The following is a 26,048-nucleotide window of genomic DNA, read 5'->3' as shown; positions in this document are numbered from 1 at the left end:
GCCGCGTGCCTGTGGCCACGCGGCCCAATGCTCTGCAGACACCCTGATGAACACCGTTACCCTGAAACCGTCGAAAGACAAATCGCTGCTGCGCCGTCATCCGTGGGTCTATGCGAACGCGATCGACCGCGTCGACGGCAATCCCGCGCCCGGCGCGACTGTCCTCGTCCGCGCGCACGACGGCCGCTTCCTTGCCCGGGCCGCCTACAGCCCGCATTCGCAAATTCGTGCGCGCGTGTGGAGCTTCGACGAAGCCGAGCCGATCGACCACGCATTCTTCAAGCGCCGCGTCGAGCGCGCGCTCGTGCATCGCCAGACGATGGTGCGCGACACCGGCGCAATGCGGCTGATTTTCGGCGAAGCGGACGGCCTGCCCGGCCTGATCGTCGATCATTACATTGCCGAGGACGCGGGCCAGCGCAGTCAAATCGTCTGCCAGTTCATGGCGGCGGGCGTCGAGGCATGGAAGGAAGCGATCGTCGCGGCGCTGGTCGGCGCGACCGGCTGCCCGAATGTCTACGAGCGCTCCGACGTGTCGATTCGCCAGAAGGAGGGGTTGGAACAGATCACCGGCGTGCTGGCGGGCGAACCGCCTTCCGAAGCTCTGATCGCGAGCGAAAACGGCGTGCGTTATCACGTCGACGTGCGCAACGGGCACAAGACCGGCTTTTACGTCGACCAGCGTGACAACCGCTTGCTGGTGCAGCAGCTCGCGCATGATCGCGACGTGCTGAACTGTTTCTGCTACACCGGCGGCTTTTCGCTGGCGGCGCTCAAGGGCGGCGCCAAACGCGTCGTGTCGATCGATTCATCGGGCGAAGCGCTGGCGCTCGCGCAACAGAACGTGGCGGCCAACGGCTTCGACGCCGCGCGCGCCACATGGCTCGACGCGGACGCGTTCAAGACGCTGCGGCGCCTTTATGACGAAGGCGAGCGCTTCGACCTGATCGTGCTGGATCCGCCGAAATTCGCGCCCTCGCGTGAACACGTGGACCGCGCGTCGCGTGCTTACAAGGACATCAATCTGACCGGCCTGAAACTGCTGCGACCAGGCGGTTTGCTGTTCACCTATTCGTGCTCGGGCGCGATCGACGCCGAGCTGTTCCAGAAGATCATCTCCGGCGCGGCTGCCGACGCGCGCGTCGACGCGCGCATTCTCAAACGCCTCGGCGCGGGTGTGGACCATCCGTTGCTCACGGCCTTTCCCGAAGGCGAATACCTGAAGGGCCTGCTGTTGCAAATCGCCTGATCGCCCATAGTTTCGGGGTTGTTTTTGCACGCCGGCGGGGCGCGCTCAGCGGCTCCGAGCCCACCGCTGAGCGCGGGCTTGACAGATATGTTTCAATAACCGGCTAGACAGGGCTGCGCGCCCTCCGGCTGCCGCGCCCGCCCTATGCTTCCGATCACGCACCGTTTCACGACCTACAGGCGACCAACATGATTCCAGTGACCATCCTGACCGGCTTTCTCGGCAGCGGCAAAACGACCCTGCTCAAGCGCATCCTGAATGAAAAGCACGGTATGAAGATCGCCGTCATCGAAAACGAGTTCGGCGAAGAGAATATCGACAACGAAATCCTCGTGCAGGACACGAGCGAGCAGATCATCCAGATGAGCAACGGCTGCATCTGCTGCACCATTCGCGGCGACCTGTCGCGCGTGCTGGGCGATCTGGCGGCGAAGAAGCAGTCGGGCGAAGTGGATTTCGACCGGGTCGTGATCGAAACCACCGGGCTCGCGAATCCGGGGCCGGTCGCGCAGACGTTCTTCATGGACGACCAGATTGCCAGCGAATTCCTGCTCGATGCGATCATCACGCTCGTCGACGCGAAGCACGCGAACCACCAGTTGGACGAGCACGAAGTGGTACAGCGCCAGGTGGGTTTCGCCGACCGTCTGTTCATCACCAAGGCCGATCTCGTCGACGAAACGCACGTGGCCGATCTGCGCCACCGCCTGCTGCACATGAACCCGAAGGCCGCGATCAGGACCGTCAATTTTGGCGAAGCCGACATCAAGGAAATTTTCGATCTGCGCGGCTTCAACCTGAATTCGAAGCTGGAAATCGATCCGGACTTCCTCGTCGAAGACGAGCACGCGCACAGCCACGCGCATGCGCACGACGAGCATGGCCACACCCACGCGGACCACGATCACGACGACTGCGATCACGACCACGGCCAGTGTGCGCACGAAGGCCACGATCATGCGCATCATCATCACGCGCATCACGACGACAAGATCAAGTCGTTCGTGTACCGCAACGACCGCCCGTTCGATCCGAACAAGCTGGAAGATTTCCTCGGCGGCATTTTGCAGATCTACGGCGAGCGCCTGCTGCGCTATAAGGGCGTGCTGTATATGAAGGGCGTCGATCGCAAGGTCGTGTTTCAGGGCGTGCACCAGATGATGGGCAGCGATCTCGCCGCGAAATGGCAGCCCGTCGAGAAGAAGACCAACAAGATGGTGTTCATCGGTATCGAACTGCCGCAGGACCTCATCACCGACGGTCTGGACGCCTGCCTCGCGTAACCTGAGCGTCGGCGCGGCATGAGCGGCGGTGCGCCCCTCGCGCCGCCCTTGCGTATGATGCGTGCATCGAGGCGCGGCGGCCCCGGTCAATCATCTGTCCAATACTGAAAGCACAGTTGCAAGGGTAAGAAAACGTCAAGCGCGTGAAAAACGCGTGAAAACCCTGCCCTATTAAGCGTGCACGACCATCGCTTTTTGGTCGGCCGCGCGCTATATTTTCGGGATATCGGTGCGCTGCAGGAGATTTTCGCTAGTTGCGGTGCCGGATTGCCATTCAGTTACAATACGTGCCCACTGGAGAATGACACCGAATTGCCCGGTCAGCGCAGCGTCGCGCCGGGCCGTAGACGGCGCCGGAAAACCTCGTCCGGGAATCACGCCGACACATCCGGCGGCGCCAGCCTGGAAAGGCCAGCCTGTCGGCGCGCAATACCTCAGGAGCATTTGAGAATCCGTTTCCAGAGGAGTTCGGCCCCGCATTGGCGTTGCGACGCCCGCCGTGTGGGCGCCAGGCGCTTGGGCATCAAGACAGTCCACCGTCCGTGCCCGCCTTGGCGCTTTGCGTCCTCGAGACGTCTTTGCGGGCAATACGAAAGTGCGGGCACGACGGCACAGTTTTGCCTCACATTGAAGAAGTAAGCCAGATGACGACGAAACGACTCTTGACCGAAGCCGAAATCCTGAAGATGAGCGACAAGGATTACATGAACGAGGATCAGCTCGCCTTCTTCAGGAACAAGCTCGAACAGCTGCAGGCGGAAATCCTCCGCAATGCCGGCCAGACGACCGAGAACCTGCGCGAAACCGTAATCGTGCCGGACCCGGCCGACCGCGCAACGATCGAGGAAGAGCATGCGCTCGAACTGCGCACGCGCGACCGCGAGCGCAAGCTGCTGAAGAAAGTGCAGCAATCGCTCGCGCGCATCGATTCGGGCGACTATGGCTGGTGCGAGGAAACCGGTGAACCGATCGGTATTCCGCGTCTGCTCGCGCGACCCACGGCAACCTTGTCGCTTGAAGCGCAGGAGCGCCGCGAATTGCGTCAGAAGCTGTTCGGCGACTGATCGCTGGCGGCGCGGCCCCGGTCCGCGCCTTGACACGCTGCTTCGTCGGGAGGCGCACGGTGAACCGTGCGCCTTTTTTCTTGTGGACGGCGCGGCGCGGTTCGCGCGCCGCGAGGTTGAGCACGCGTGGCGCGCGCTATTTTCCGATACTCGCTCCGACGCCTGTCATCGTGCCTCCACACACTGCCTGCTGCAGTCCCGGGCCTCGCGGTTGCGGGTCCGCCGCGGCAGCCATTGCGGCCCCGTAGCCATCCCCCTGTTTTTTGTCTTATGCCATCTGGCGGGTCTTGATATGACCGCGCACGCCCTAAAATAAACCGGACATACGCTGTACGAGCGCGCCGGCTCACCGTCATCCGAGCGTCGCGCGCCGTCCGTTTTCAGGATTTGTCCGGTAGCGCGCCGCGCTGCCGCGCCTACCCGTTTTGCAAAGAGGAACGCATATGGAGCAATTTCACGGCACGACGATCGTCTCCGTGCGCCGCGGCGACAAGGTCGCGCTCGGTGGCGACGGCCAGGTGACGCTGGGCAACATCGTCATGAAGGGCGGCGCAAAGAAAGTCCGGCGCATCTACAACGGCAAGGTGCTCGTCGGGTTCGCCGGCGGAACTGCCGACGCCTTCTCGCTGCTCGACCGTTTTGAAGCGAAGCTGGAAAAGCACCAGGGCAATCTCACGCGCGCGGCCGTCGAACTCGCGAAAGACTGGCGCACCGACCGCATGCTGCGGCGTCTGGAAGCCATGCTGATCGCCGCAGATGCGTCCACCACGCTCGTCATCACAGGTAATGGCGACGTGCTTGACCCTGAAGGCGGCATCTGCGCGATCGGTTCGGGCGGCGCCTACGCGCAAGCGGCGGCCAAGGCGCTCGCCGAGAACACGGAACTGTCGCCGCGCGAAATCGTGGAGAAGTCGCTGGAGATTGCCGGCGACATGTGCATCTACACGAACCACAACCGCGTCATCGAGACGATCGAGTAAGGACCCACGATGAGCACCATGACCCCTGCCGAGATCGTCTCGGAACTCGACAAACACATCATCGGCCAAGGCCGTGCGAAAAAAGCCGTGGCCGTGGCGCTGCGCAACCGCTGGCGCCGTCAGCAGGTCGACGAACCGCTGCGCCAGGAAATCACGCCCAAGAACATTCTGATGATCGGACCGACCGGTGTGGGCAAGACCGAGATCGCGCGCCGTCTGGCCAAGCTCGCCGACGCGCCGTTCATCAAGATCGAAGCCACCAAGTTCACCGAGGTCGGCTACGTCGGCCGTGACGTCGACAGTATCCTGCGCGATCTGATGGAAATTTCCGTCAAGCAAACTCGCGAAACGGAAATGCGCAAAGTGCGGACCAAGGCCTGTGATCAGGCCGAAGACCGGATTCTCGACATCCTGCTGCCGGGCGCGCGCCCCATCGGTTTCGGCGCGAGTTCGAGCGCCGTCGACATCGCCGACGAAGGCAGCAGCACGCGCCAGACGTTCCGCAAGCGTCTGCGCGAGGGCCTGCTCGACGACAAGGAAATCGAACTGGACGTCGAACAGCCGCAAGTGGGCATGGACATCATGGGGCCGCCGGGCATGGAAGACATGACCGAGCAGATCCGTTCGATGTTCGCGAACATCGGCGGCGGCAAGAAAATGCGCCGCAAAATGAAGGTGAAGGAAGCGCTGAAGGTTCTCACCGATGAAGAAGCCGGCAAGATGCTCAACGACGAAGAGGTGAAAGCCAAGGCGGTGCAGAACGTCGAGCAGAACGGCATCGTGTTCCTCGACGAAATCGACAAGATTGCGTCGCGCAGTGAAGCCGGCGGCGGCGAGGTCTCCCGTCAGGGTGTACAGCGTGATCTGTTGCCGCTCGTCGAAGGCACGACGATCAACACCAAGTACGGGATGGTGAAGACGGACCACATTCTGTTCATCGCGAGCGGTGCGTTCCACCTGGCCAAGCCAAGCGATCTGATCCCCGAACTGCAGGGCCGTTTCCCGATTCGCGTGGAACTCGACTCGCTGTCGGTGAACGACTTCGAATCGATTCTCGTATCGACCGATGCGAGCCTCGTCAAGCAATATCAGGCACTCCTCGCCACCGAAGACGTGCATCTGGAATTCGCCGACGACGGGATTCGCCGCCTCGCCGAGATCGCTTATTCGGTGAATGAGAAGACCGAAAACATCGGCGCACGACGTCTTTACACGGTGATTGAAAAGCTGCTGGAGGAAGTGTCGTTCTCGGCCGGCAATCATTCGGGCCGCGTGGTGCAGATCGATGCGGCGTACGTGGATCGCGCATTGAACGAAGTGGCCGCAGACGAGGATCTGTCGCGTTACGTACTGTGACGTTGGTGCTGTTCTCGCGTCAGGTCAATCGCGTGCGGATTGCCTGACGTCAATCGAATATGACGTAAAAGACGGGCTGCTTTTGACGAGGCAGCCCGTTTTCGCCTTTTCACCACACGAGCATACGCATGCGAACGCCCACCGGGCTTACTGCCTGACCGGGCGCTTCGCCAGCTTGCGCTGCAATGTTCGGCGATGCATGTTCAGCGCGCGCGCCGTGGCGGAAATATTGCCGCCGTGTTCCGCGAGCACACGCTGGATGTGCTCCCACTCCAACCGCGCAACCGACAACGGCGTCGGATGCTCGATCGCCTCTTCCGCTTGCAGCGCGCTCGCTTCGCTTTGCAGGGCCGACAAAATCGTTTCGACGTTGGCAGGCTTCGCAAGGTAATTGTCCGCGCCGTCCTTTACCGCTTGCACTGCCGTCGCGATGCTCGCATAGCCGGTCAGCACCAGCATCCGCGCCTCGGGCTGCAAATCGCGCAGTGGCGCAACGAGCGTGAGACCGGAGTCGTTGCCGAGATGCAAATCCACCGTGATCTCACTGAACTTCTGCTGGTTCGCCAGCCTGATCGCTTCGTCGGCGTTGTGCGCTTCGCTCACCGCGTAGCCGCGCCGGGTCAAACCGCGAGCGAGGATGCCGGAGAACACCTCGTCGTCGTCGATTACAAGAAAATTCCGTTCACTCATGCCTGTTTCTCCGTTTTGGTTGGCGCGGCGCCCTGAAGAGCCGCGCCGGAAAGTTTGTGCCCGGCGAATGGGAGCGTGAGCACGGCGCGCGTTCCACGCGGCGCGATCGCGCTGACATCGGTCAACTCGATCGAACCGTTCAGACGCGCCGCCGCCGAAAAAGCCAGATAGAGCCCCACGCCGTGTCCGCCTTGCGCGCTATCCACCGGCATGGAACCGAGCAAGCCGCGTAACCCTGCCGGAATACCGGGGCCGGCATCGCAGACTTCAAACACGATCTGGTCGCCGCGCGAGGCCAGCGAGCACGACAGCGTCACGTGATCGCGGCTCGCTCGCGCCGCGTTGTCGAGCAAAATGGTGAGGATCTGGCTGACAGCCACCGTATCGTCAAGGCTGACGTCCGCGGGTGGCACGCCGACGCGCTCGAATCTCACATGCGGATGACGCAGGCGCCATTGCTCGGCAAACGATTCGAGCCATTCATCGACCGGCTGCCGGTTGGTCGTCGTCGACGCGCGGCTGCGCAGGCGTGCGAGCGCGGACGTGCACAAGCTCATCTGCTGTTCGAGCAATTCGAGGTCGGCGCTGTACGGCGCGAGCCCTTTGTCGCTGCGTGCCGCGTCGCGTAACTCCTCGGACAACATTGCGATTGTAGACAGAGGCGTGCCGATTTCGTGTGCGACGGTGGCGGCCTGCACGCCGAGCGCGACGGCGCGTTCGTCGTGAAGCAAGCGCTGCTGGGCTTCTCCGAGCGCTGCGTCACGTAGCCGCAGCGCCCGTGACATGCGCGCGACGAACCATGCGATCAGCCCCACGCTCACCATGAAGTTCACCCACATGCCGGCACGATAGTATTCAAACAGGTTTGCGGGGTTCTCGAGGTTCAGCGGCACGGAATCGAAACCGAGCACCGCATAGCAAGCCACGGCGAACGCCGCGAGCCAGGCCATCAGATGCCATGGCAACACGGCGGCGGCGATTGCCAGTGATGGCAGGTAGAGCGAAACGAAAGGATTGGTGGTGCCGCCGGACAGAAACAGCAGCGCGGACAGCGCGCCGAGATCGACCCATATCTGGCCGAACAATTCCATATGGGATTCGGGCCGCTGCTGGCAAACGCGCCACCACGTGAGCGCGTTGAAGGCCACTTCGAGGCCGATCACGAGCAGCATCGCGGGCAACGGCAGCTGCACGCCGATGAAGATCTGCACGAATGCGATCGTCAGAAGCTGACCGATAATGGCAAGGCAGCGCAGCCAGAACAAATGGCTTAGATTGACCCGGCCGGTGTTGGTTATACGATGCATCACACTGGTTCACCTTTCGGACGGCTCCGACTGACTTCGCCGCGCTGGTGCCATAACATGCTGTCTTTTCGACAGCGTCGCACGGTCGGTGCTTCTCGTTCACGGCCTTGCGCGGCGCCCTCCGATGCTGCCCACTCCCAATCGCGAAGTCGACGCCTCGTCAGCTTTTCTCAATTATTTGCGCGAAGCCGCTGCAGCCCGTGAGAACGGCATGGCGCGGACGGAGGCCAAATGGCTTGCCGCCGCAGCGGGTTTGCATCCGCTCGCCGACGCTTCGCTCGAATCGCTCGTCGCTACGCTGCTCGAACGGCATCGTCATGACGACGCTATCGACCTCGCTGCCATTATTGCCCAACTCGATCCGCACCGGGCTCTGCCGCACTTTCGTCTCGGTTACGTGCTGCAAATGGCCAATCGGCATCGCGACGCGATCGCGCCATATCGGCGAGCACTCGAGATCGAGCCGACACTGCCGCTGTTACGCAACAATCTCGCTGCCGCGCTCATGCTGACCGGCGGCAAGCTCGACGAGCAGCTTGCGCTTTTGCAAAGCGCGGTGCGCGACGACCCGGGCAATGGCGACAGTTGGACAAATCTCGCCAACGTGTACCGCATGAGTCTGGATCTGCCCAACGCGCTGAAGGCCGGCGCACGCGCGGTGCAGTTATCGCCGCTCAGTCCGTTGACGCACAACAACTATGCGCTGGCGCTACGCGAAGCGCAACGCTGGGAGCAAGCGGAGCAAGCCGCAACCACGGCCTGCAGATTGGCTGAGCAAGATCCGGCCATGCGCTCCAATCTCGCCATGCTGCAACTGCTGCGTGGCGATTACACGCGCGGCTGGTTATTGCATGAAGCACGCTGGGACGGTTCGCGCGAACTTGGCGGCAATCGCCCGGCAATGCCCGCACCGACGTGGCGGGGCGAACCGCTCGCCGGCAAAACGCTATTCGTGTGGGGCGAGCAAGGCATGGGCGATGTGTTGCAGTTCTCCCGCTATATTCCGCTGCTGGCCGAACGGGTGCACCGCGAGGGCGGCCGTCTGCACTGGAATTCGTTCCCGGCTATGGGCGCGCTGCTTGCACGCAGCCTCGGCTCGCACGTGGACCATTACTCGGCGGGCGGCGGCGTCCAATCGATGCCGCCATTCGACTACGAGATCCCGTTACTCAGCCTGCCGCTGATCTTCGACACGCACGAGGAGACGATCCCCGCCCAGACGCCGTATCTGATTGCGGAACCCGCAGCGCGCGAGTCGTGGCGCAAGCGCCTAGCCGGAGAATCGCGGCTCAAAGTCGGGCTGACATGGACCGGCAGTGTTTCCCATCAGCGCAATCCGTTCCGGCGCGTCGGTTGGGAACGCTATGCCGCACACCTGGGCGGCGTGCTCGACGCGGCGTTCTATTCCCTGCAACCGGGCGCGGCAGCCGACGTTGCCGCCGCTCGCGCGGCCGGTCTGCCCATAATCGACTACACCGCCGACTTCGCGAGCTTCGACCATACCGCCGCGTTTGTCAGCGAACTCGATCTGGTCATCACAGTGTGCACGTCAGTGGCGCACCTGAGCGGCGCGCTCGGGCAGCGCACGTGGGTGCTGCTAGACGTCAATCCGCACTGGGTCTGGCTGCTCGAACGCAGCGACAGCCCCTGGTATCCGAGTGCGACGCTGTACCGGCAGTCCAGCTTCGGCGAATGGAAGCCGGCGCTGCAAGCCATGACCCATGACCTGCGCGTGCTGGCGGCCCAACATCGCGCCGCCCGACTGAGCGACGCGTAGTCAATGTCGCCGCTCCGCGCGCGCGATATGCCGAGGGCCGCATGTACGTCAGCGCAAATCAGCGCCTTGTCCCGCCTGCGCCGCCCGGGCAATCTCCGCGGCCAGACACTCCGGACACAGACAGCGGCTGCGTGGGTCGAGCCTGTCCGCCGGCAACGGCGGCATCTCGCGGCACCAGCACTCGGACAACTGCGCATGCATTGCACAGTCGAATGCGTTGCCGCAGCGCGGGCAGCGCGCGCTGCGTTGGGAACGGGAAGCGGACGGTTTCATCGCGGGCAAATGTCGCGCAAGCATCGGTCAGGAGATGATGCCACGACCGGCAAGCCAGCGTCAGTCGTCCGTTCGGCTAATTCACAAGCCTCACGCGAGCAGGTTAAGCTGGATCGCCAATCAGGGCTGTAGCGCTCCCGTTGCACCGTGCGAAAAGTCCATGCCGGGCGCCGCCCGCGCCATGATCGAAAACCCTGTCGCAGCCCGTCAGTCCTGTACAATTCGGCCTGTTTTAACTGTTCCGTGCCTGAGCCTGCCGCCATGTCCGAGCTTCCCGACCTTTCGCAGATCGCGCCCACCCTCAAGGCTGAAATCCTGGCCGAGGCGCTGCCCTACATTCGCCAGTATCACGGTAAAACCGTGGTCATCAAGTACGGCGGCAACGCCATGACCGAGGAGCGGCTCAAGCAAGGCTTCGCGCGCGACGTGATCCTGCTGAAGCTGGTCGGCATCAATCCGGTCATCGTGCACGGCGGCGGTCCGCAAATCGACCAGGCACTCAAGAAGATCGGCAAACAAGGCACGTTCATCCAGGGCATGCGCGTCACCGACGAAGAGACGATGGAAGTCGTCGAATGGGTGCTCGGCGGCGAAGTGCAGCAGGACATCGTCACGCTCATCAATCACTTCGGCGGGCACGCGGTCGGCCTGACGGGCAAGGACGGCGGCCTGATCCACGCGCGCAAGATGCTGATGCCGGACCGCGACAATCCTGGCCAGTACGTCGATATCGGCCAGGTGGGCGAAGTCGAGGCGATCAACCCGGCCGTGGTGAAAGCGCTGCAGGACGACGCGTTCATTCCGGTCATCTCGCCGATCGGATTCGGCGAAGACGGCCTGTCGTACAACATCAACGCGGACCTGGTGGCGGGCAAGCTCGCTGTCGTGCTGAATGCCGAAAAGCTCGTGATGATGACCAACATCCCCGGCGTGATGGACAAGGAAGGCAATCTGCTGACCGACCTGTCCGCTCGCGAAATCGACGGCCTGTTCGCAGACGGCACCATCTCCGGCGGCATGCTGCCGAAAATCTCGTCGGCGCTGGACGCGGCGAAGAGCGGTGTACGCTCGGTGCACATTATCGACGGCCGTATCGAGCACTCGGTGCTGCTGGAGATTCTCACCGAACAGCCGTTCGGCACGATGATCCGCTCACATTGATTCCTGCCTCGAGCCTGGCACCGACGGCGCGCTGCAACGGGGCGTCGTTTGTGTCGTGCGTTTCCTATCGCACTGCTGGCACCGCTGATCGCGCGTGCGGCACCTATGGCCGCATCCGGGGCAACGCATACCGCGGCCCCGCACATGCTACCTCGTCGCGCCGGCATGCTCTCGTCTCTTCTTCAAACGCCCGCATCGTGAACTCTGCGCGTTCGGCGCGTGCAGCTGTCGTGCGCAGCTGAACGGGCGGCCTTCATCATGCGCACCCCCACCTCCCGACGCCGTCGTCCGCATATCGCGGATGGCAAGCCGGTCTGGCTGTTCGATCTCGACAACACGCTGCACCGCGCGTCACATGCGATCTTCCCGGCGATCAACCATGGGATGACGCAGTACATCATCGACGCGCTGCAAGTGGACATCGACGAAGCCAACCGTCTGCGCACCGGCTATACGCGGCGCTACGGCGCGGCGCTGCTCGGGCTGACGCGCCACCATCCGTTCGACGGAAACGACTTCCTGAAGGTCGTCCACACGTTCCCCGATCTGGGCTCGATGATCCGTCACGAGCGCGGCATCGCGCGCCTCGTCGCGGCGCTGCCGGGCCGCAAAATCGTGCTGACCAACGCGCCCGAGGCTTACGCGCGCGCCGTGCTCGCCGAACTGCGCATCGAGCGTCTGTTCGAGCAGGTGATTGCCATCGAGCACATGCGCGATCGCCGCCGCTGGCGCGCCAAGCCCGACCACGCGATGTTGCGCAAGGCCATGCGCGACGCACACGTGTCCCTCGAGGACGTGATCCTTGTCGAGGACACGCGCTCGCATCTGAAGCACTATCGGCGTCTCGGCATCCGCACCGTGTGGATCACCGGCCATCTGCCGCGCAAGCCGCACGCGGACGGTGTGCCGACGCGTCTGCCGGGCACCGGCCGGCCGCACTATGTGGACCGGAGCATTCGTTCGTTAAAATCGCTACGACTGGGCAGCCGCTCGGTACGATGGAAGGGACAGCAGCCGGGACGACAGCCATGCAGCCGATCGACAAGCCTGACCAAGCCTTAGCCGAACCCGAAGCCGCTGCGCCGGCCGCCCAGCGCGCGCAGCGCCTGAAGCCCGGCGAGCGGCGCGTGCATATCCTGCAGACGCTCGCCGCGATGCTCGAAGCGCCGAAAAGCGAAAAGATCACCACGGCGGCGCTCGCCGCCCGGCTCGGCGTATCGGAAGCCGCGCTGTACCGGCATTTCGCAAGCAAGGCGCAAATGTTCGAAGGGCTGATCGAGTTCATCGAGCAAACGCTGTTCGGCCTCATCAACCAGATCGCCGACAGGGAAAGCAACGGCGTCCTGCAAGCGCGCGGCATCGCCTTGATGCTGCTCAATTTCTCCGCGAAGAACCCCGGCATGACCCGGGTGCTGACGTGCGAAGCCCTGGTCGGCGAGCACGAACGGCTGACCGAGCGCGTCAATCAGATGCTGGAGCGCGTCGAGGCGTCGCTCAAGCAGTGCTTGCGGCTGGCGCAGACCGAAGCGATCGCCGCTGCGGACGAACCCGCCGACCTGGCCGCCCGAGCCACGGTCCCGCTGCCCGCCGGCTACGATCCCGCGATCCGCGCGAGCTTGCTGCTGAGTTACATCATCGGCCGCTGGCATCGTTACGTACGCAGCGGTTTCGCGCGTGCGCCCGCCGAAAATGCCGACGCGCAACTGCTGCTAATTCTTCAGTAGTCCGCGCCGAACGCGACGCTCGGAGGTCTGCCAGCGACGCTGCGGCGCAGGATTTTCCGCTATACTTTGCGCCTGACTGCGGCGCCCCATGCATCGGGAACCGCATTCCAGAACACCTGAACACCTATCACGCGCCGATTTGCTGACTCGATTGCGGGCGCGCGAGCCGCTGCGAAACTCGCGGTTCACTATAAATGCGGCTAAAGAGGTCGTCAGCCGCGCACACAGTCTGTCTCCGTGCTTTGCCGACGCCGTCTAGCCGCCCTGTTTCTGTTAAATGGCGGAATGAATGGAATCGATCGGTATCGTCGCTCCCCAAAAAATGCATTTCACCGAGCCGCTGCAGTTGCAGAACGGTAGTTCGCTCGCCGCTTACGACCTGATGGTCGAGACTTACGGCACCCTCAATGCCACGCGCAGCAATGCGGTGCTGGTGTGCCACGCGCTCAATGCGTCGCATCACGTGGCGGGCGTGTACGCGGACAATCCGAAGGATGTCGGCTGGTGGGACAACATGGTGGGCCCGGGCAAACCCCTCGACACCGACACATTCTTCGTGATCGGCGTGAACAACCTGGGCTCGTGCTTCGGCTCGACTGGGCCGATGAGCGTCGACCCGGCCACCGGCGTTCAGTATGGCGCGACGTTTCCCGTTGTGACCGTGGAAGACTGGGTCAACGCGCAGGCGCGCGTCGCCGATGAGTTCGGCATCACGCGTTTCGCCGCGGTGATGGGCGGCAGCCTCGGAGGCATGCAGGCGCTCGCGTGGAGCATGATGTATCCGGAACGTGTCGCGCATTGCATCGTGGTTGCGTCCACTCCGAAGCTGTCCGCGCAGAACATCGCCTTCAACGAGGTCGCGCGCTCGGCGATTCTCTCGGACCCCGACTTTCATGGCGGCAACTACTACGCGCACGGTGTGAAGCCGAAACGCGGGCTGCGCGTCGCGCGCATGATCGGCCACATCACGTATCTGTCGGACGACGACATGGCCGAGAAATTCGGCCGTTCGCTGCGCCGCGCGGAAGGCGCGCTGGACGCATACAACTTCAACTTCGACGTCGAGTTCGAAGTCGAGTCGTACCTGCGCTACCAGGGCGACAAGTTCGCCGATTACTTCGACGCGAACACCTATCTGCTGATCACCCGCGCGCTGGATTACTTCGATCCCGCCAAGGCCTTCGACGGCGACCTGACGGCAGCGCTCGCGCACACCACCGCCAAATATCTGATCGCGAGCTTCGCAACCGACTGGCGCTTCGCGCCCGCCCGCTCGCTGGAACTGGTCAAAGCGCTGCTCGATCACAAGCGCACCGTCACGTATGCGGAGATCGACGCGCCGCACGGCCACGACGCCTTCCTGCTCGACGACGCGCGCTATCACAACCTGATGCGCGCCTACTACGAACGTATTGCGAACGAGGTGAACGCATGAACCAGCGAGCACTCGATTACCTGGCGCTGCGCCCGGACTTCCGCGCGATCGCCCGCTGGGTCGAACCGCGCGCCACCGTGCTGGACCTCGGCTGCGGCGACGGCTCGCTGCTGTCGCTGTTGACCGAAGAGCTCGACGTGCAAGGCTACGGCATCGAGATCAACGACGCGGGGGTGTTGGCGTCGGCGCAAAACGGCGTCAACGTGATCCAGCAAAATCTCGAAGACGGGCTGCGGCTGTTCGAAGACGGCAGCTTCGATTTCGCGATTCTGTCGCAGACGCTGCAAACCATTCATCAGACCGCCGCGATCCTGCGCGAGACGGTGAGAGTGGGCAAGCAATGCATCGTGTCGTTTCCGAATTTCGGCTACTGGGCGCATCGGCTGTCGGTGCTGCAAGGTCGCATGCCGGTGTCCAGGTCGCTGCCGTATCAATGGCATAACACGCCGAACGTGCGGGTGCTGACCATCGAAGATTTCGAAGCGCTCGCGCCGGAAGTCGGCCTCGAAATTCTCGACCGCGTGGTGCTGCACGACGGACAGGTGGTGCGCTGGGGCGTGAACTGGCGTGGTAGTCTTGCGGTCTATCGCGTCAAGAAAAGCTAACGCAAGTTATCCACATGTCCAACCCGCCGCACGAGGCGCCTGCACTTACCGCTCACGAAGAACATCCCGGCTGGCGCGCGTTCCTGAATACGCGCATGCTGATCTGCGTGTTTCTCGGCTTTACGTCTGGCTTGCCGCTCTTCACGCTCGTCTATCTGGTGCAGGCATGGCTACGCTCCGAAGGCGTCAACCTGAAGGAAATCGGCCTGTTTGCGCTGATCCAGTTCCCGTACACGTGGAAATTCATCTGGGCGCCGCTCATGGACCGCTATGTGCCCCGCTTGCCAGGCTGGCGACCGGGGCGGCGGCGCGGCTGGATGCTCGTCACGCAGATCCTGGTGGGCGGCGCGATCGCGGCTTTGGGCTTCGTGTCGCCGCGCGAGTCGATCTGGACCGTTGCGGCATTGACCGCGCTCGTTGCGTTTTTCGGCGCGAGCCAGGACATCGTGATCGACGCATACCGGCGCGAGTTGCTGAGCGATACGCAGCAGGGTCTGGGCAACGCGGTGCATGTGAATGCGTACAAGATTGCGGCGCTGGTGCCCGGCTCGCTCGCGTTGATTCTGTCCGACCATTTGCCGTGGGCCACCGTGTTCATCGTCACGGCTGTGTTCATGCTGCCGGGCATGGTGATGACGCTGGTGGTCAGCGAGCCCAGAGTTCACGGCGCACCGCCGAAGAACCTGCGCGAAGCGATCGTGCAGCCGTTCAAGGAATTCATCGAGCGCGACGGCTGGCGCGGCGCGCTGTTCGTGCTCGGCTTCATCTTTCTGTACAAGCTCGGTGACACGATGGCGACCACGCTGTCCACCTCGTTCTTTCTCGACATCGGTTTTTCGCGCACGCAGATCGGCGTGATCGCCAAGACCACCGCATTCGGCGCGAGTCTCGCGGGCGGTATCGTCGGCGGCGTCTGGCTGATGAAGAGCGGCATTGGCCGGGGCCTGTGGATCTTCGGCATCCTGCAGATGGTATCGACGCTCGGTTTTGCCTGGCTCGCCCATCTCGGCCCGGCCTCGCCCGGTCTCGCGGCGATTTACAACATCGCCGTCGGGCTTAGCGAGGGTACGACGAAGCTGCTGGCGTGGGTCGGCATCGACTGGGCGGTACAACTGGAGCCACGGTCGGTCGCGCTGGCGCTGGTCTACGGCTTCGAAACCTTCGCCACCGGCCTGACGATGGCGGCGTTCACCGCGTACATCGCGAGCACCACCGACCCGCGCTATACGGCCACCCAGTTCGCGTTGTTCACAAGTCTCGCTTCTGTGCCGCGCACCTTGGCATCGGCGGCGAGCGGCTACGTGGTCGCGCGGATCGGCTGGTTCGACTATTTCATCGTGTGTACTGCGCTTGCGTTGCCCGGCATGCTGCTGCTGTTGCGCATCGCGCCGTGGAGAGAGCGGCCGTGACAGCCCAACACTCCACTCGCGCGCTGCGCGTCTCCGAGAAGCGCGCGCCATGGTTCGGTTTCAACGGCAGCCGCGCGGCGCGGTTTGCGGTTTGCGCGCTCGGCTGTGCGCTCAGCCTCGCTTTGTCGATGCCGTCGAACGCGCACGCCGCATCTGCGTCGGCGGCCGGCGCATCGGCGCCTGCAACGGCGACCGCGCCGGCCACCGCCATCGGAACGGCGCCCCCGCCAAGTTCAAAGTCCGCGGCAAACGCCGACAGCGCGACAGCGGTGGTGCCCAACAGCGCCGCTAGTTCTGCGAGCCCTACCGGCACACCCAACCCCGGCAGCACACCCGCCGCGACGCCACCCGCTGCGGCGCCGCAGCCACAGCCGCCCGTCACCGCCAAGACACCCGCCGCGACGCCTGCGCCGCCCGCGTCCCCGCCGCCGTACTCGCCGAATACATCGAACACGCAGTTGCGCTACGGCGACTACCTGGTGTTCCGCAATCTCATCCCTTCGCCGATGCTCGAGGCCCAAGCCACCGAAGAGTTCAACCAGATCGCCTACGGCGCGGAACATGCGAAGCGCCTGTACGGCGACACCGACACACACGTCATCCGGGTGCGTTCGATCGTCGACCGGATGATTCCTTACTCGTTGAAATGGAATGAGCGGGCCAAGGGCTGGAAGTGGGACGTCGCGGTGGTGCGCTCCACCGACATCCGCATGTACTGCCTGCCGGGCGGCAAGATCGTCGTGTACGGCGGACTGCTGGACCGCCTGCGTCTGAGCGACAACGAACTCGCCATGCTGATCGGCCACGAAATAGCGCACGCGCTGCGCGAGCATGCGCGCGAAAGGCTCGGCCAGCTTCAGGCCAGCCAGCTCGATTCGTCCGGCACGATCTCGCAGTTGTTCGGGCTGGCCGATCTCGGCGCAGCGCCGCTTGGCGTCGGCTCGCGTCTGCTCGAAATGAAGTACGAGAGCACCGACGAAACCGAAGCCGACGTGATCGGCAGCGACGTCGCGTCACGCGCGGGCTTCGATCCGCGCGCGGCGGTGCCGCTGTGGGACAAACTCGCACAAGCGACGCGCGGCGATCGCGAGCGCGGCTTCATCTTCGTGCACCCCTACACGCCGGCCCGCCGTCAAGACATCATCAAGCGTCTGCCCGACATGCTGCCGCTCTTTGCGAAGGCGATCGGCAAGACCGTGGATACGCTGCCCGATTACGCGGGCGTCGAACGCCCGCGCCGTAAAACGGCCGCCGACTGAAGCCCAGGCGGCGCAGCCGGGAAGTGCTTACTTCCTGACTTCGTGATCGTAGTCGACCGTCAGCGGCGCATGGTCGCTGAACTTGATATCGCGGAACACGTCGGTGCGTTTGGCCTTGCTTGCGATGCCCGGCGTCGCAATCTGGTAGTCGATCCGCCAGCCAACATTCTTCGCATAAGCCTGGCCGCGATTGCTCCACCATGTGTACTGCTCCGGGCGCTGGTCCAGCGTGCGGAACACGTCGACATATCCCACTTCGTCGAACAGTCTGGTCAGCCACGCGCGCTCTTCCGGCAGGCAGCCCGAGTTCTTCTGGTTGCTCTTCCAGTTCTTGATGTCGATTTCCTTGTGCACGATGTTCACGTCGCCGCACAGGATCACTTCTCGCTCCCGGGCCAGTTCAGCCAGATGCGGCATGAACTCGTCCATGAAACGGTACTTGGCCTGCTGACGTTCGTCTCCGCTCGAACCCGACGGCACGTACACCGAAACCACCGACAGCTTGCCGAAACGCAGCTCGACATAGCGCCCTTCCGGGTCGAACTCCTCGCTGCCGAAGCCGATCACCACTTCGTCGGGTTCGTGGCGCGTGTAGACGCCCGCGCCGCTATAGCCCTTCTTTACTGCGTGCTGGAAATAACCGGTGAAATCGTGCGGCGCCATGAATTCCGGCGTCATGTCGTCCTGGGAGCATTTGATTTCCTGCACGCACAGCACGTCGGCATTCTGTTGGCCGAACCATTCGAAGAAGCCTTTCTTCGCGGCCGAGCGGATGCCGTTCAGATTGGCCGTAATCACACGCAACATGTCGTTCCTTCAATTCGTTGGGAGGACTAACGGGCAAGTCACTCGACCTTGATACCCTTTAGCGATTCCTTGGGAGGCGGATACTCGAGCTTGAGCTCCTGCAGCGCACGCAGCAACAGCTCGGCGACCATCAGGTTGCGATGCGTCTTCGAGTCCGCCGGTATCACGTACCACGGCGCGTAATCGGTCGACGTCATCGCGAGCGCATCGCGATAGACCGCCTGATAGACGTTCCATTGTTTGCGCGCATCCAGATCGGACAAGTCGAATTTCCAGTGTTTGCGGGGATCGTCGATACGCGCTTGCAGACGCTCACGCTGCTCGTCCTTCGAAATGTGCAGCATGCACTTGACGATGGTCGTGCCGCTATACGCGAGCATCTCTTCAAACTGGCGGATGTGGCAGCAGCGCTGCGCGAAGCCCTGCGCATCCAGTTCGCCCCGCACGGTAGGCACGAGCAGGTCTTCGTAGTGGCTGCGGTTGAAGATCGTCAGCTCGCCCGCGGCGGGCGCCTGGGCATGGACGCGCCATAGAAAATCGTGCGCGAGTTCGATCGGCGTCGGCGCCTTGAATGGCACGATGCGCAAGCCGAGCGGATCGACGTCGTGAAACACCGCGCGAATCGTGCCGTCCTTGCCGCTCGTGTCCATGCCTTGCAGCACCAGCAACACGCGACGCGTTTGCTGCGCGTGCAGGCACTCCTGCAGAGTATTGAGCTGCGTGCCGATTTCCGCGAGTCGATCGTGGTCCCTGTCTTTGGAGCCGCTTGAAAATGGCTTCGCGCCCGGATCGAAGTCCTCGAGTGAGAACCTGGAATTTTTCTTGCCGTCGTCGAAGTACGGCACGCGGAAATCGTCGAGTTCGGGTTGCTTGGCCATCTTCACACTCCGTGATCTGAGGTAAGGGGGTCGCGAGAGCGGGCCAGCAAAAAGAACCGGGCCGTTGCCGCACTTTCGTTTCCGGCAACAGCCCGTGGTACCCCGCGCGCGACCGCCCTGGCCGCGCTTTTTCAACTCACGACAGCTTCTTCTTTAGCAATTCGTTGACCTGCGCGGGATTGGCCTTGCCCTTGGTCGCCTTCATCGCCTGGCCAATCAGCGCGTTGAATGCCTTTTCCTTGCCGGCACGGAATTCCTCGACCGACTTCGGATTCGCGGCGAGCACCTCGTCGATGATCGCTTCCAGTGCGCCGGTATCTGAAATCTGCTTGAGGCCCTTCGCTTCGATGATTCGATCGGCAGCGGCTTCGTCGGTCGCCTTCTCTTCCCAGATTGCGAGGAAGATTTCCTTCGCGATCTTGTTCGAGATGGTGCCGTCGGCGATGCGTTGCAATAGCAGCGCGAGTTGCGCGGACGAAACCGGTGAAGCGTCGAACTCCAACCCCTCGCGATTCAGTTGCGACGACACTTCGCCCATCAGCCAGTTCGCCGCGACCTTCGCGTTGGCCGGACCGACCTTGCCGACCACCGCTTCGTAGTAGCTGGCCATGCTCTTGCCCGAGGTCAACACATTGGCGTCGTACGGCGTGAGGCCGTATTGCGACACAAAGCGCTGCTGGATCGCGACCGGCAGTTCGGGCATCTCGCCTTTCACGCGTTCGACCCATGCCGCGTCGATCACGAGCGGCATCAGATCCGGATCGGGGAAATAGCGGTAGTCGTGCGCGTCTTCCTTGCTGCGCATCGAGCGCGTTTCGCGCTTGTCAGGATCGTATAGACGCGTTTCCTGCACCACCGTGCCGCCGTCTTCGATCAGTTCGATCTGGCGACGCACTTCGTACTGGATCGCTTCTTCGAGAAAGCGGAACGAGTTCAGGTTCTTGATCTCGGCGCGCGTGCCGAATTCCGCCTGACCGAGCGGTCGCACCGACACGTTCGCGTCGCAACGGAACGAGCCTTCCTGCATGTTGCCGTCGCAAATGCCGAGCCACGTGACGAGCGTGTGCAACGTCTTGGCGTAGGCCACCGCTTCGGCCGCGCTGCGCATTTCCGGCTCGGTGACGATTTCGAGCAGCGGCGTGCCCGCCCGATTCAGGTCGATCCCGGTCATGCCCGCGAAGTCTTCGTGCAGCGACTTGCCTGCGTCTTCCTCGAGGTGGGCACGCGTGAGGTTGACGACTTTCTCGTACGCTTCTTTACCCGCTTTCTCATTGGCCGGCACTTGAATGGTCACCGAGCCGCCTTGTACGACAGGGATTTCGTACTGGCTGATCTGATAGCCCTTCGGCAGATCGGGGTAGAAATAATTCTTGCGCGCGAAGATGCTGCGCGGCGCCACGGTCGCGCCGATCGCGAGACCGAACTGGATCGCGCGCTCGACCGCGCCGCGATTCATCACCGGCAAGGTGCCCGGCAGCGCGAGATCGACGGGGCAGGCCTGCGTGTTCGGGGCGGCGCCGAATTGCGTGGCCGCACCCGAAAATATTTTCGATCGAGTCGACAGTTGCGCGTGGGTCTCCAGACCGATCACGACTTCCCATTGTTTGGCCATGGTGCTCACACTCCTGCCGGTGCTTTGCGGTGCCAGTCGGTCGCGCGCTGGAACGCGTCGGCCACTTGCAGCATCCGGGCTTCATTGAAATAGTTGCCGATGATCTGCAGACCGACGGGACGCCGTGCATTCGCGCCCGCGCCGAACCCGCACGGCACGCTCATGCCCGGCAAACCGGCAAGGCTCACCGACAGCGTATAGATGTCGGCCAGATACATCTGCACCGGATCGTCGCCCTTCGCGCCGAGATCCCACGCCACCGAAGGCGCGACCGGCCCCATGATGACGTCGCACTGCGTGAACGCTTCCTGGAAGTCCTGCGCGATGATGCGGCGGATCTTCTGCGCCTGCAGGTAGTACGCGTCGTAATAGCCGTGCGACAGCACGTACGCGCCGACCATGATCCGGCGCTTCACTTCCGGGCCGAAGCCTTCGGCGCGCGACTTCTTGTACATGTCGAGCAGATCGCGGTATTCAGCGGCGCGATGGCCGAAGCGCACGCCGTCGAAACGCGACAGGTTCGACGAAGCCTCGGCCGGAGCGATCACGTAGTACACCGGGATCGACAGCTCGGTTTTCGGCAGCGAGACATCGACGAGCGTGGCACCGAGCGCTTCGTACTGCTTGAGCGCCGCGTCGATCGACGCGCGCACGTCGTCGGCCAGACCCGCGCCGAAATACTCTTTGGGCAAGCCAATGCGCAAGCCGGCGAGCGGCTTGTCCGCGCCGTCTTCCTTCCACGGCTTGCCGAGATAGCGCGCGTAGTCTTCGTCGTCGCGCACCAGGCTGGTCGAATCACGCTCGTCGAAGCCGGCCATTGCATTGAGCAGCGTCGCGCAATCGGCGGCGCTCTTTGCCATTGGACCGCCCTGATCCAGCGACGACGCGAACGCAATCATCCCGTAACGCGACACGCGGCCATAGGTCGGCTTGATGCCGGTGATGCCGGAAAACGACGCCGGCTGACGAATCGAGCCGCCGGTGTCGGTGCCGGTTGCGGCGGGCGCGAGACGCGCGGCCACGGCCGCTGCGGAGCCGCCCGACGAACCGCCCGGCACGGACTGCCGGTCCCACGGATTCTGCACCGGGCCGAAGTACGAATTCTCGTTGGAGGAGCCCATCGCGAATTCGTCCATATTCGTCTTGCCCACGCACACCATGCCGGCGTTCTGCAAGCGCGCGACCACGGTGGCATCGAACGGGCTTTGATAGTTCGCCAGCATCTTCGAGCCGGCGGTGGAGCGCCACCCCTGGGTGACGAACACGTCTTTGTGGGCGATCGGCAGGCCGACCAGCGGGCCGGCATGGCCCGTGTGGAGCAATGCGTCGGCGGCTTTCGCCTGCGCGAGCGTCAGCTCGTGATCGACCTGGATGAACGCGTTCAGGCCATTGGCCGCGTCAATCCGCTTTAGATACAACTGCGCCAGTTCCTCTGCGGAGCATTCCTTGGCCGACAGTGCGGCGCGCAGTTCGGTGAGACTCTTTTCATGCATTGCGTTTTTATCCTGGAAAGCGCGGCAGCGCAGTCACGCTGCCGTGGAGGCGTTCGGCTGCCCGCCGGCGAACCTGGCCGGCAAAGCCGCTGCAGCGGACCCGCGCGGTGCGCGCAGCGCCTCGCCGCCGGCTCGCGAGCCGCGCCGGGGCTTGCCGCGCGGGTCTTACTCGATCACTTTCGGCACGAGGTACAGGCCGTCTTGCACGGCCGGCGCCGGGCGTTGGAAAGCTTCGCGGTCGACCGTCTCGGTAACGGCGTCGCTACGCAGACGCAGCGCGACGTCTTCGATCTGCTCGATCGGATGAGCCAGCGGCTCGATGCCAGTGGTATCGACCGCCTGCATTTGCTCGACGAGGCCGAAAAAATCATTGAGCTGGGCACGCGTGTGCTCGGCGTCGGCGTCGGCTAGTTCGAGCCGCGCGAGATGCGCGATGCGCTTTACATCGGTCAGGGTCAGGGCCATGCAGTCACCGGAAATTGTGGTGGACTGCCGCAGTACAGAAAAACGACGCTGCGACAGCAGGTTACGACGCATTAGGACGAGTTCGAAAAAGGTCGGCGACGGCAAAAAAGTGCCGTCCGTTTCCTTCAAAACATCCAAAATTATAAGGTATGATTACGCGTTCGACCCAAACCCGGACCGACTTACCAAGGCCCCGCTGAACAATTCCCAAAGAACGTTCGGATATTTCCGCCCTGGCTTGGCAACGGCCTCCGGTAGACTCCCCCGCAGCTTCACGTTCATGTGGCGCAACTTCCGCCCGGTAGAAGCTGTTATTTTTCCGCTGCCGCCCTACGCAAACCTTGCGAGGCCCGGCCCCCAGCGAGACAGGATTTTGAATGTTCGGTTTTTTGCGCAGCTACTTCTCCAACGATCTGGCGATTGACCTTGGCACCGCCAACACGCTCATCTACATGCGTGGCAAGGGAATCGTTCTCGATGAACCGTCGGTGGTTTCGATCCGCCAGGAAGGCGGTCCCAACGGCAAGAAAACCATTCAGGCAGTCGGCAAGGAAGCCAAGCAGATGCTCGGCAAGGTGCCCGGCAACATCGAGGCGATCCGCCCGATGAAAGACGGCGTGATCGCCGACTTCACCGTCACCGAGCAGATGATCAAGCAGTTCATCAAGACGGCGCACGAGTCCCGCATGTTCTCGCCGTCGCCGCGCATCATCATCTGCGTGCCGTGCGGCTCCACCCAGGTCGAGCGCCGCGCGATCAAGGAAGCCGCGCACGGCGCGGGCGCCTCGCAGGTGTACCTGATCGAAGAACCGATGGCCGCCGCAATCGGCGCGGGCCTGCCGGTATCGGAAGCTACCGGCTCGATGGTCGTCGACATCGGCGGCGGCACGACGGAAGTCGGCGTGATCTCGCTCGGCGGCATCGTGTACAAGGGCTCGGTGCGCGTCGGCGGCGACAAGTTCGACGAAGCAATCGTCAATTACATCCGCCGAAACTACGGCATGCTAATCGGCGAGCAAACTGCCGAAGCCATCAAGAAGGAAATCGGCTCGGCGTTCCCGGGTTCGGAAGTCAAGGAAATGGAAGTGAAGGGCCGCAATCTGTCGGAGGGCATCCCGCGCAGCTTCACGATCTCCAGCAACGAAATCCTCGAAGCGCTCACCGATCCGCTGAACCAGATCGTGTCGTCGGTGAAGATCGCGCTGGAACAAACGCCGCCGGAACTCGGCGCGGACATCGCCGAACGCGGCATGATGCTCACAGGCGGTGGCGCACTCTTGCGCGATCTGGACCGCCTGCTCGCCGAAGAAACCGGCCTGCCGGTGCTCGTCGCCGAAGACCCGCTGACTTGCGTCGTGCGCGGCTCGGGCATGGCGCTCGAACGCATGGACAAGCTGGGCAGCATCTTCTCGTACGAGTAAGCGAGCCCCTTTCCATGTCAGCAGCGCGGATCTGGCACACGGCCCCTTGCGGGCCGGTGTGCCGTTGGCTGGGCAGACCAGCCTCCGTGCGCTGAACGCGCGACGCGCGCGCGCCGCCGTCTCACCCAACCGCTCACGCCCCCGGCGCCGACCATGGAATACAGTCCGCCGCCCCTGTTCAAGCAAGGCCCATCCGCGCTCGCGCGGCTCGTGTTTTTCGTCGTGCTGGCAATTGCCTTGCTGATCTCCGATGCCCGCTTCCGGACGCTCGAAATTGTTCGCGGCGTGCTCGGCGCGGGCCTTTATCCGTTGCAACGCGCGGCCCTCGTGCCGCGCGACATTTTCATGGGCGCGGCCGACCTGGCCGTGACGAGCACCACACTGCGCAGCGAGAACGACAAGCTGCGCACCAAAGACCTTCAGTTGTCGCAGCAAGCCAATACGGCGGGCGAACTCGCCGCCGAAAACGCCCATTTGCGCGCGCTGCTGCAACTGTCGCAGCGCTCCACCACGCAAACGTTGCCTGCCGAAATCCAGTACGACACGCGCGATCCGTTCACGCAAAAGGTCATCATCGGGCGCGGTGCACAGCAGGGCATCCAGGACGGTTCGCCGGTCGTCAATGAAGACGGCGTGATCGGCCAGGTGACGCGTGTATTCCCGTTGCAGGCCGAAGTCACGCTGCTGACCGACAAGGATCAGGCGGTGCCGGTGCAGATCGTGCGCACAGGCTTGCGCAGCGTGATTTACGGCACACCGAAGGGTGACACGCTCGACTTGCGCTTCGTGCCGATCAGCGCCGACGTGCAGACCGGCGACGAACTCGTCACCAGCGGACTCGACGGGGTGTACCCGCCGGGACTGCCGGTCGCCAAGGTGGTGCGGGTCGACAAACAGGCGGACACGGCGTTCGCGCACGTGGTCTGCCTGCCGGTCGCACCGGTGCGCGGGGCGCGGCAGTTGCTGGTGCTGCACTACGTGAACAATGTGCCGCCGCGTCCGGTCGAAGAACCCGACGCCGCCACGGTCGCGAAGGAAGCGAAAAAGAAGGGCGGCAAGCAGCCCGACGGTAAAACCGCGGCGGATAAACCCACTGCAAAGCCGGGCGAAAAAGCGGCCGCCCAAAAACCGGCCGCCGAACCACCCGCCGCCGCGAGAAACGCCGAAAAAGCCGCAGCCAAGCCGGCCGCGTCGGAGAAGAAGTCCGTCGACAAAAAGACCGCCGAAAAGAAGACCTCCGAGAAGAGCGCGAAGCCGCAAGCCGCGCCGGGGGTTCAGCCATGAACCGTCCGCAATATATTCTGCAGCCGGTCAATCCGTACTTCATTGCGTTCAGCCTCGCCGCGGCGTTCCTGTTGAACCTGATGCCGTGGGGGCGCCTCATCGGGGTGCCCGACTTCGTCGCGCTCGTGCTGCTGTTCTGGAACGTGCACCAGCCGCGCAAAGTCGGCATGGGTATCGCATTTTTCCTCGGCTTGCTGATGGACGTGCACAACGCCAGTCTGCTCGGCGAGCACGCGCTGGCGTACACGCTGCTGTCGTATGGCGCGATCACGATCCACCGGCGTGTGCTATGGATGTCGCTCGGCGTGCAAGCCTTCGCGGTGATGCCGCTGCTGGTCGCCGGGCAACTGGTGCCGTTCGTGATCCGTCTGCTGACGGGTGCGGCGTTTCCGGGCTGGGGTTACCTGATCGACGGTTTCGTCGAAGCCGCGCTGTGGCCGATCGCCAGCGTGCTGTTGTTGATGCCGCAGCGTCGTCCGGCCGATCCGGACGATACGCGGCCCATTTGATCCCGCA

At 63.4% G+C, this 26,048-nt stretch carries 24 protein-coding genes; 16 read left to right on the top strand and 8 right to left on the bottom strand.

From position 1 onward, the window contains the following. Nucleotides 1–46: 46 nt before the first annotated feature. The 5 genes from ABQJ48_RS07010 to hslU all read left to right on the top strand — a co-directional run bounded on the left by ABQJ48_RS07010 (nucleotide 47) and on the right by hslU (nucleotide 5,932). The gene (locus tag ABQJ48_RS07010) at nucleotides 47–1,249 is read left to right on the top strand and encodes a class I SAM-dependent rRNA methyltransferase (protein WP_367836917.1); all 1,203 of its coding nucleotides are present in this window, start codon (nucleotides 47–49) and stop codon (nucleotides 1,247–1,249) included. A 188-nt stretch (nucleotides 1,250–1,437) separates the two neighbouring features. Further along, on the top strand, nucleotides 1,438–2,532 hold the full coding sequence (locus tag ABQJ48_RS07005; RefSeq protein ID WP_367836916.1) for a CobW family GTP-binding protein: 1,095 nt from the start codon (nucleotides 1,438–1,440) through the stop codon (nucleotides 2,530–2,532). A 644-nt stretch (nucleotides 2,533–3,176) separates the two neighbouring features. Beyond that, nucleotides 3,177–3,596, top strand: coding sequence for an RNA polymerase-binding protein DksA (gene dksA, locus ABQJ48_RS07000; RefSeq protein ID WP_367836914.1), 420 nt, complete (start codon nucleotides 3,177–3,179; stop codon nucleotides 3,594–3,596). Nucleotides 3,597–4,039: 443 nt separating this feature from the next. Next, complete coding sequence (gene hslV / locus ABQJ48_RS06995) at nucleotides 4,040–4,576, top strand: ATP-dependent protease subunit HslV (RefSeq protein ID WP_367836913.1); 537 nt, start codon at nucleotides 4,040–4,042, stop codon at nucleotides 4,574–4,576. Between the two features lie 9 nt (nucleotides 4,577–4,585). Continuing rightward, the gene (gene hslU / locus ABQJ48_RS06990) at nucleotides 4,586–5,932 is read left to right on the top strand and encodes an ATP-dependent protease ATPase subunit HslU (protein WP_367836912.1); all 1,347 of its coding nucleotides are present in this window, start codon (nucleotides 4,586–4,588) and stop codon (nucleotides 5,930–5,932) included. 147 nt (nucleotides 5,933–6,079) lie between these two features. Here hslU and ABQJ48_RS06985 read toward each other — a convergent pair whose 3' ends face one another. Both ABQJ48_RS06985 and ABQJ48_RS06980 read right to left on the bottom strand, forming a co-directional pair. Then, nucleotides 6,080–6,622 (bottom strand): response regulator transcription factor, encoded by a 543-nt coding sequence (locus tag ABQJ48_RS06985; protein WP_367836911.1) that lies wholly within the window; start codon nucleotides 6,620–6,622, stop codon nucleotides 6,080–6,082. Beyond that, nucleotides 6,619–7,929 (bottom strand): ATP-binding protein, encoded by a 1,311-nt coding sequence (locus ABQJ48_RS06980; RefSeq protein WP_367837017.1) that lies wholly within the window; start codon nucleotides 7,927–7,929, stop codon nucleotides 6,619–6,621. The genes ABQJ48_RS06985 and ABQJ48_RS06980 overlap by 4 nt, the downstream gene beginning before the upstream one ends. 124 nt (nucleotides 7,930–8,053) lie before the next feature. Here ABQJ48_RS06980 and ABQJ48_RS06975 point away from each other — a divergent pair, with 124 nt between their 5' ends. Further along, entirely contained in the window at nucleotides 8,054–9,706 is a 1,653-nt protein-coding gene (locus ABQJ48_RS06975; protein ID WP_367836910.1) for a tetratricopeptide repeat protein, read from the top strand. A gap of 48 nt (nucleotides 9,707–9,754) precedes the next feature. On the opposite strand, the gene ABQJ48_RS06970 is transcribed toward ABQJ48_RS06975, so the two are convergent. Next, nucleotides 9,755–9,979: a cysteine-rich CWC family protein gene (locus ABQJ48_RS06970; RefSeq protein ID WP_367836909.1), complete on the bottom strand. Its 225-nt coding sequence runs from the start codon at nucleotides 9,977–9,979 to the stop codon at nucleotides 9,755–9,757. 261 nt (nucleotides 9,980–10,240) lie between these two features. Between ABQJ48_RS06970 and argB the strand changes: the two genes are divergently transcribed. The 7 genes from argB (at nucleotide 10,241) to ABQJ48_RS06935 (ending at nucleotide 17,572) form a co-directional block, all read left to right on the top strand. Beyond that, nucleotides 10,241–11,140 (top strand): acetylglutamate kinase, encoded by a 900-nt coding sequence (argB, locus tag ABQJ48_RS06965; RefSeq protein WP_007179687.1) that lies wholly within the window; start codon nucleotides 10,241–10,243, stop codon nucleotides 11,138–11,140. A gap of 258 nt (nucleotides 11,141–11,398) precedes the next feature. Beyond that, entirely contained in the window at nucleotides 11,399–12,202 is an 804-nt protein-coding gene (locus ABQJ48_RS06960; RefSeq protein ID WP_367836908.1) for a pyrimidine 5'-nucleotidase, read from the top strand. Beyond that, a complete protein-coding gene (gene slmA / locus ABQJ48_RS06955; RefSeq protein ID WP_367836907.1) occupies nucleotides 12,169–12,864 on the top strand; it encodes a nucleoid occlusion factor SlmA in 696 nt (231 codons plus the stop codon). Before ABQJ48_RS06960 ends, slmA begins: the two co-directional genes overlap by 34 nt. A gap of 289 nt (nucleotides 12,865–13,153) precedes the next feature. Then, nucleotides 13,154–14,299: a homoserine O-succinyltransferase MetX gene (gene metX / locus ABQJ48_RS06950; RefSeq protein WP_367836905.1), complete on the top strand. Its 1,146-nt coding sequence runs from the start codon at nucleotides 13,154–13,156 to the stop codon at nucleotides 14,297–14,299. After that, nucleotides 14,296–14,904, top strand: coding sequence for a methionine biosynthesis protein MetW (gene metW / locus ABQJ48_RS06945; protein ID WP_367836904.1), 609 nt, complete (start codon nucleotides 14,296–14,298; stop codon nucleotides 14,902–14,904). Before metX ends, metW begins: the two co-directional genes overlap by 4 nt. A gap of 14 nt (nucleotides 14,905–14,918) precedes the next feature. Beyond that, on the top strand, nucleotides 14,919–16,313 hold the full coding sequence (locus ABQJ48_RS06940; protein ID WP_367836903.1) for an AmpG family muropeptide MFS transporter: 1,395 nt from the start codon (nucleotides 14,919–14,921) through the stop codon (nucleotides 16,311–16,313). A gap of 23 nt (nucleotides 16,314–16,336) precedes the next feature. Then, nucleotides 16,337–17,572, top strand: coding sequence for a M48 family metallopeptidase (locus ABQJ48_RS06935; RefSeq protein ID WP_367837015.1), 1,236 nt, complete (start codon nucleotides 16,337–16,339; stop codon nucleotides 17,570–17,572). Between the two features lie 27 nt (nucleotides 17,573–17,599). Here ABQJ48_RS06935 and ABQJ48_RS06930 read toward each other — a convergent pair whose 3' ends face one another. The 5 genes from ABQJ48_RS06930 to gatC all read right to left on the bottom strand — a co-directional run bounded on the left by ABQJ48_RS06930 (nucleotide 17,600) and on the right by gatC (nucleotide 22,827). Further along, a complete protein-coding gene (locus tag ABQJ48_RS06930) occupies nucleotides 17,600–18,379 on the bottom strand; it encodes an exodeoxyribonuclease III (protein WP_367836902.1) in 780 nt (259 codons plus the stop codon). Nucleotides 18,380–18,417: 38 nt separating this feature from the next. After that, nucleotides 18,418–19,257, bottom strand: coding sequence for a PPK2 family polyphosphate kinase (locus ABQJ48_RS06925; protein ID WP_367836901.1), 840 nt, complete (start codon nucleotides 19,255–19,257; stop codon nucleotides 18,418–18,420). Nucleotides 19,258–19,393: 136 nt separating this feature from the next. Then, nucleotides 19,394–20,869: an Asp-tRNA(Asn)/Glu-tRNA(Gln) amidotransferase subunit GatB gene (gene gatB / locus ABQJ48_RS06920; RefSeq protein ID WP_367836900.1), complete on the bottom strand. Its 1,476-nt coding sequence runs from the start codon at nucleotides 20,867–20,869 to the stop codon at nucleotides 19,394–19,396. Between the two features lie 5 nt (nucleotides 20,870–20,874). Next, the gene (gene gatA, locus ABQJ48_RS06915) at nucleotides 20,875–22,362 is read right to left on the bottom strand and encodes an Asp-tRNA(Asn)/Glu-tRNA(Gln) amidotransferase subunit GatA (protein ID WP_367836899.1); all 1,488 of its coding nucleotides are present in this window, start codon (nucleotides 22,360–22,362) and stop codon (nucleotides 20,875–20,877) included. Nucleotides 22,363–22,527: 165 nt separating this feature from the next. Next, nucleotides 22,528–22,827 (bottom strand): Asp-tRNA(Asn)/Glu-tRNA(Gln) amidotransferase subunit GatC, encoded by a 300-nt coding sequence (gene gatC / locus ABQJ48_RS06910; protein WP_367836898.1) that lies wholly within the window; start codon nucleotides 22,825–22,827, stop codon nucleotides 22,528–22,530. 377 nt (nucleotides 22,828–23,204) lie between these two features. Between gatC and ABQJ48_RS06905 the strand changes: the two genes are divergently transcribed. From ABQJ48_RS06905 to mreD, 3 genes are all read left to right on the top strand, one after another. Further along, nucleotides 23,205–24,248, top strand: coding sequence for a rod shape-determining protein (locus tag ABQJ48_RS06905; protein ID WP_004189550.1), 1,044 nt, complete (start codon nucleotides 23,205–23,207; stop codon nucleotides 24,246–24,248). A 153-nt stretch (nucleotides 24,249–24,401) separates the two neighbouring features. Further along, the gene (gene mreC / locus ABQJ48_RS06900; protein ID WP_367836891.1) at nucleotides 24,402–25,532 is read left to right on the top strand and encodes a rod shape-determining protein MreC; all 1,131 of its coding nucleotides are present in this window, start codon (nucleotides 24,402–24,404) and stop codon (nucleotides 25,530–25,532) included. Further along, the gene (gene mreD, locus ABQJ48_RS06895; protein WP_367836890.1) at nucleotides 25,529–26,041 is read left to right on the top strand and encodes a rod shape-determining protein MreD; all 513 of its coding nucleotides are present in this window, start codon (nucleotides 25,529–25,531) and stop codon (nucleotides 26,039–26,041) included. Before mreC ends, mreD begins: the two co-directional genes overlap by 4 nt. Nucleotides 26,042–26,048: the final 7 nt, after the last annotated feature.

This window comes from Paraburkholderia suaedae, from assembly GCF_040812055.1.
Taxonomy (GTDB): Bacteria; Pseudomonadota; Gammaproteobacteria; order Burkholderiales; family Burkholderiaceae; genus Paraburkholderia.
This window is presented reverse-complemented; position numbering and strand designations above follow the sequence as displayed.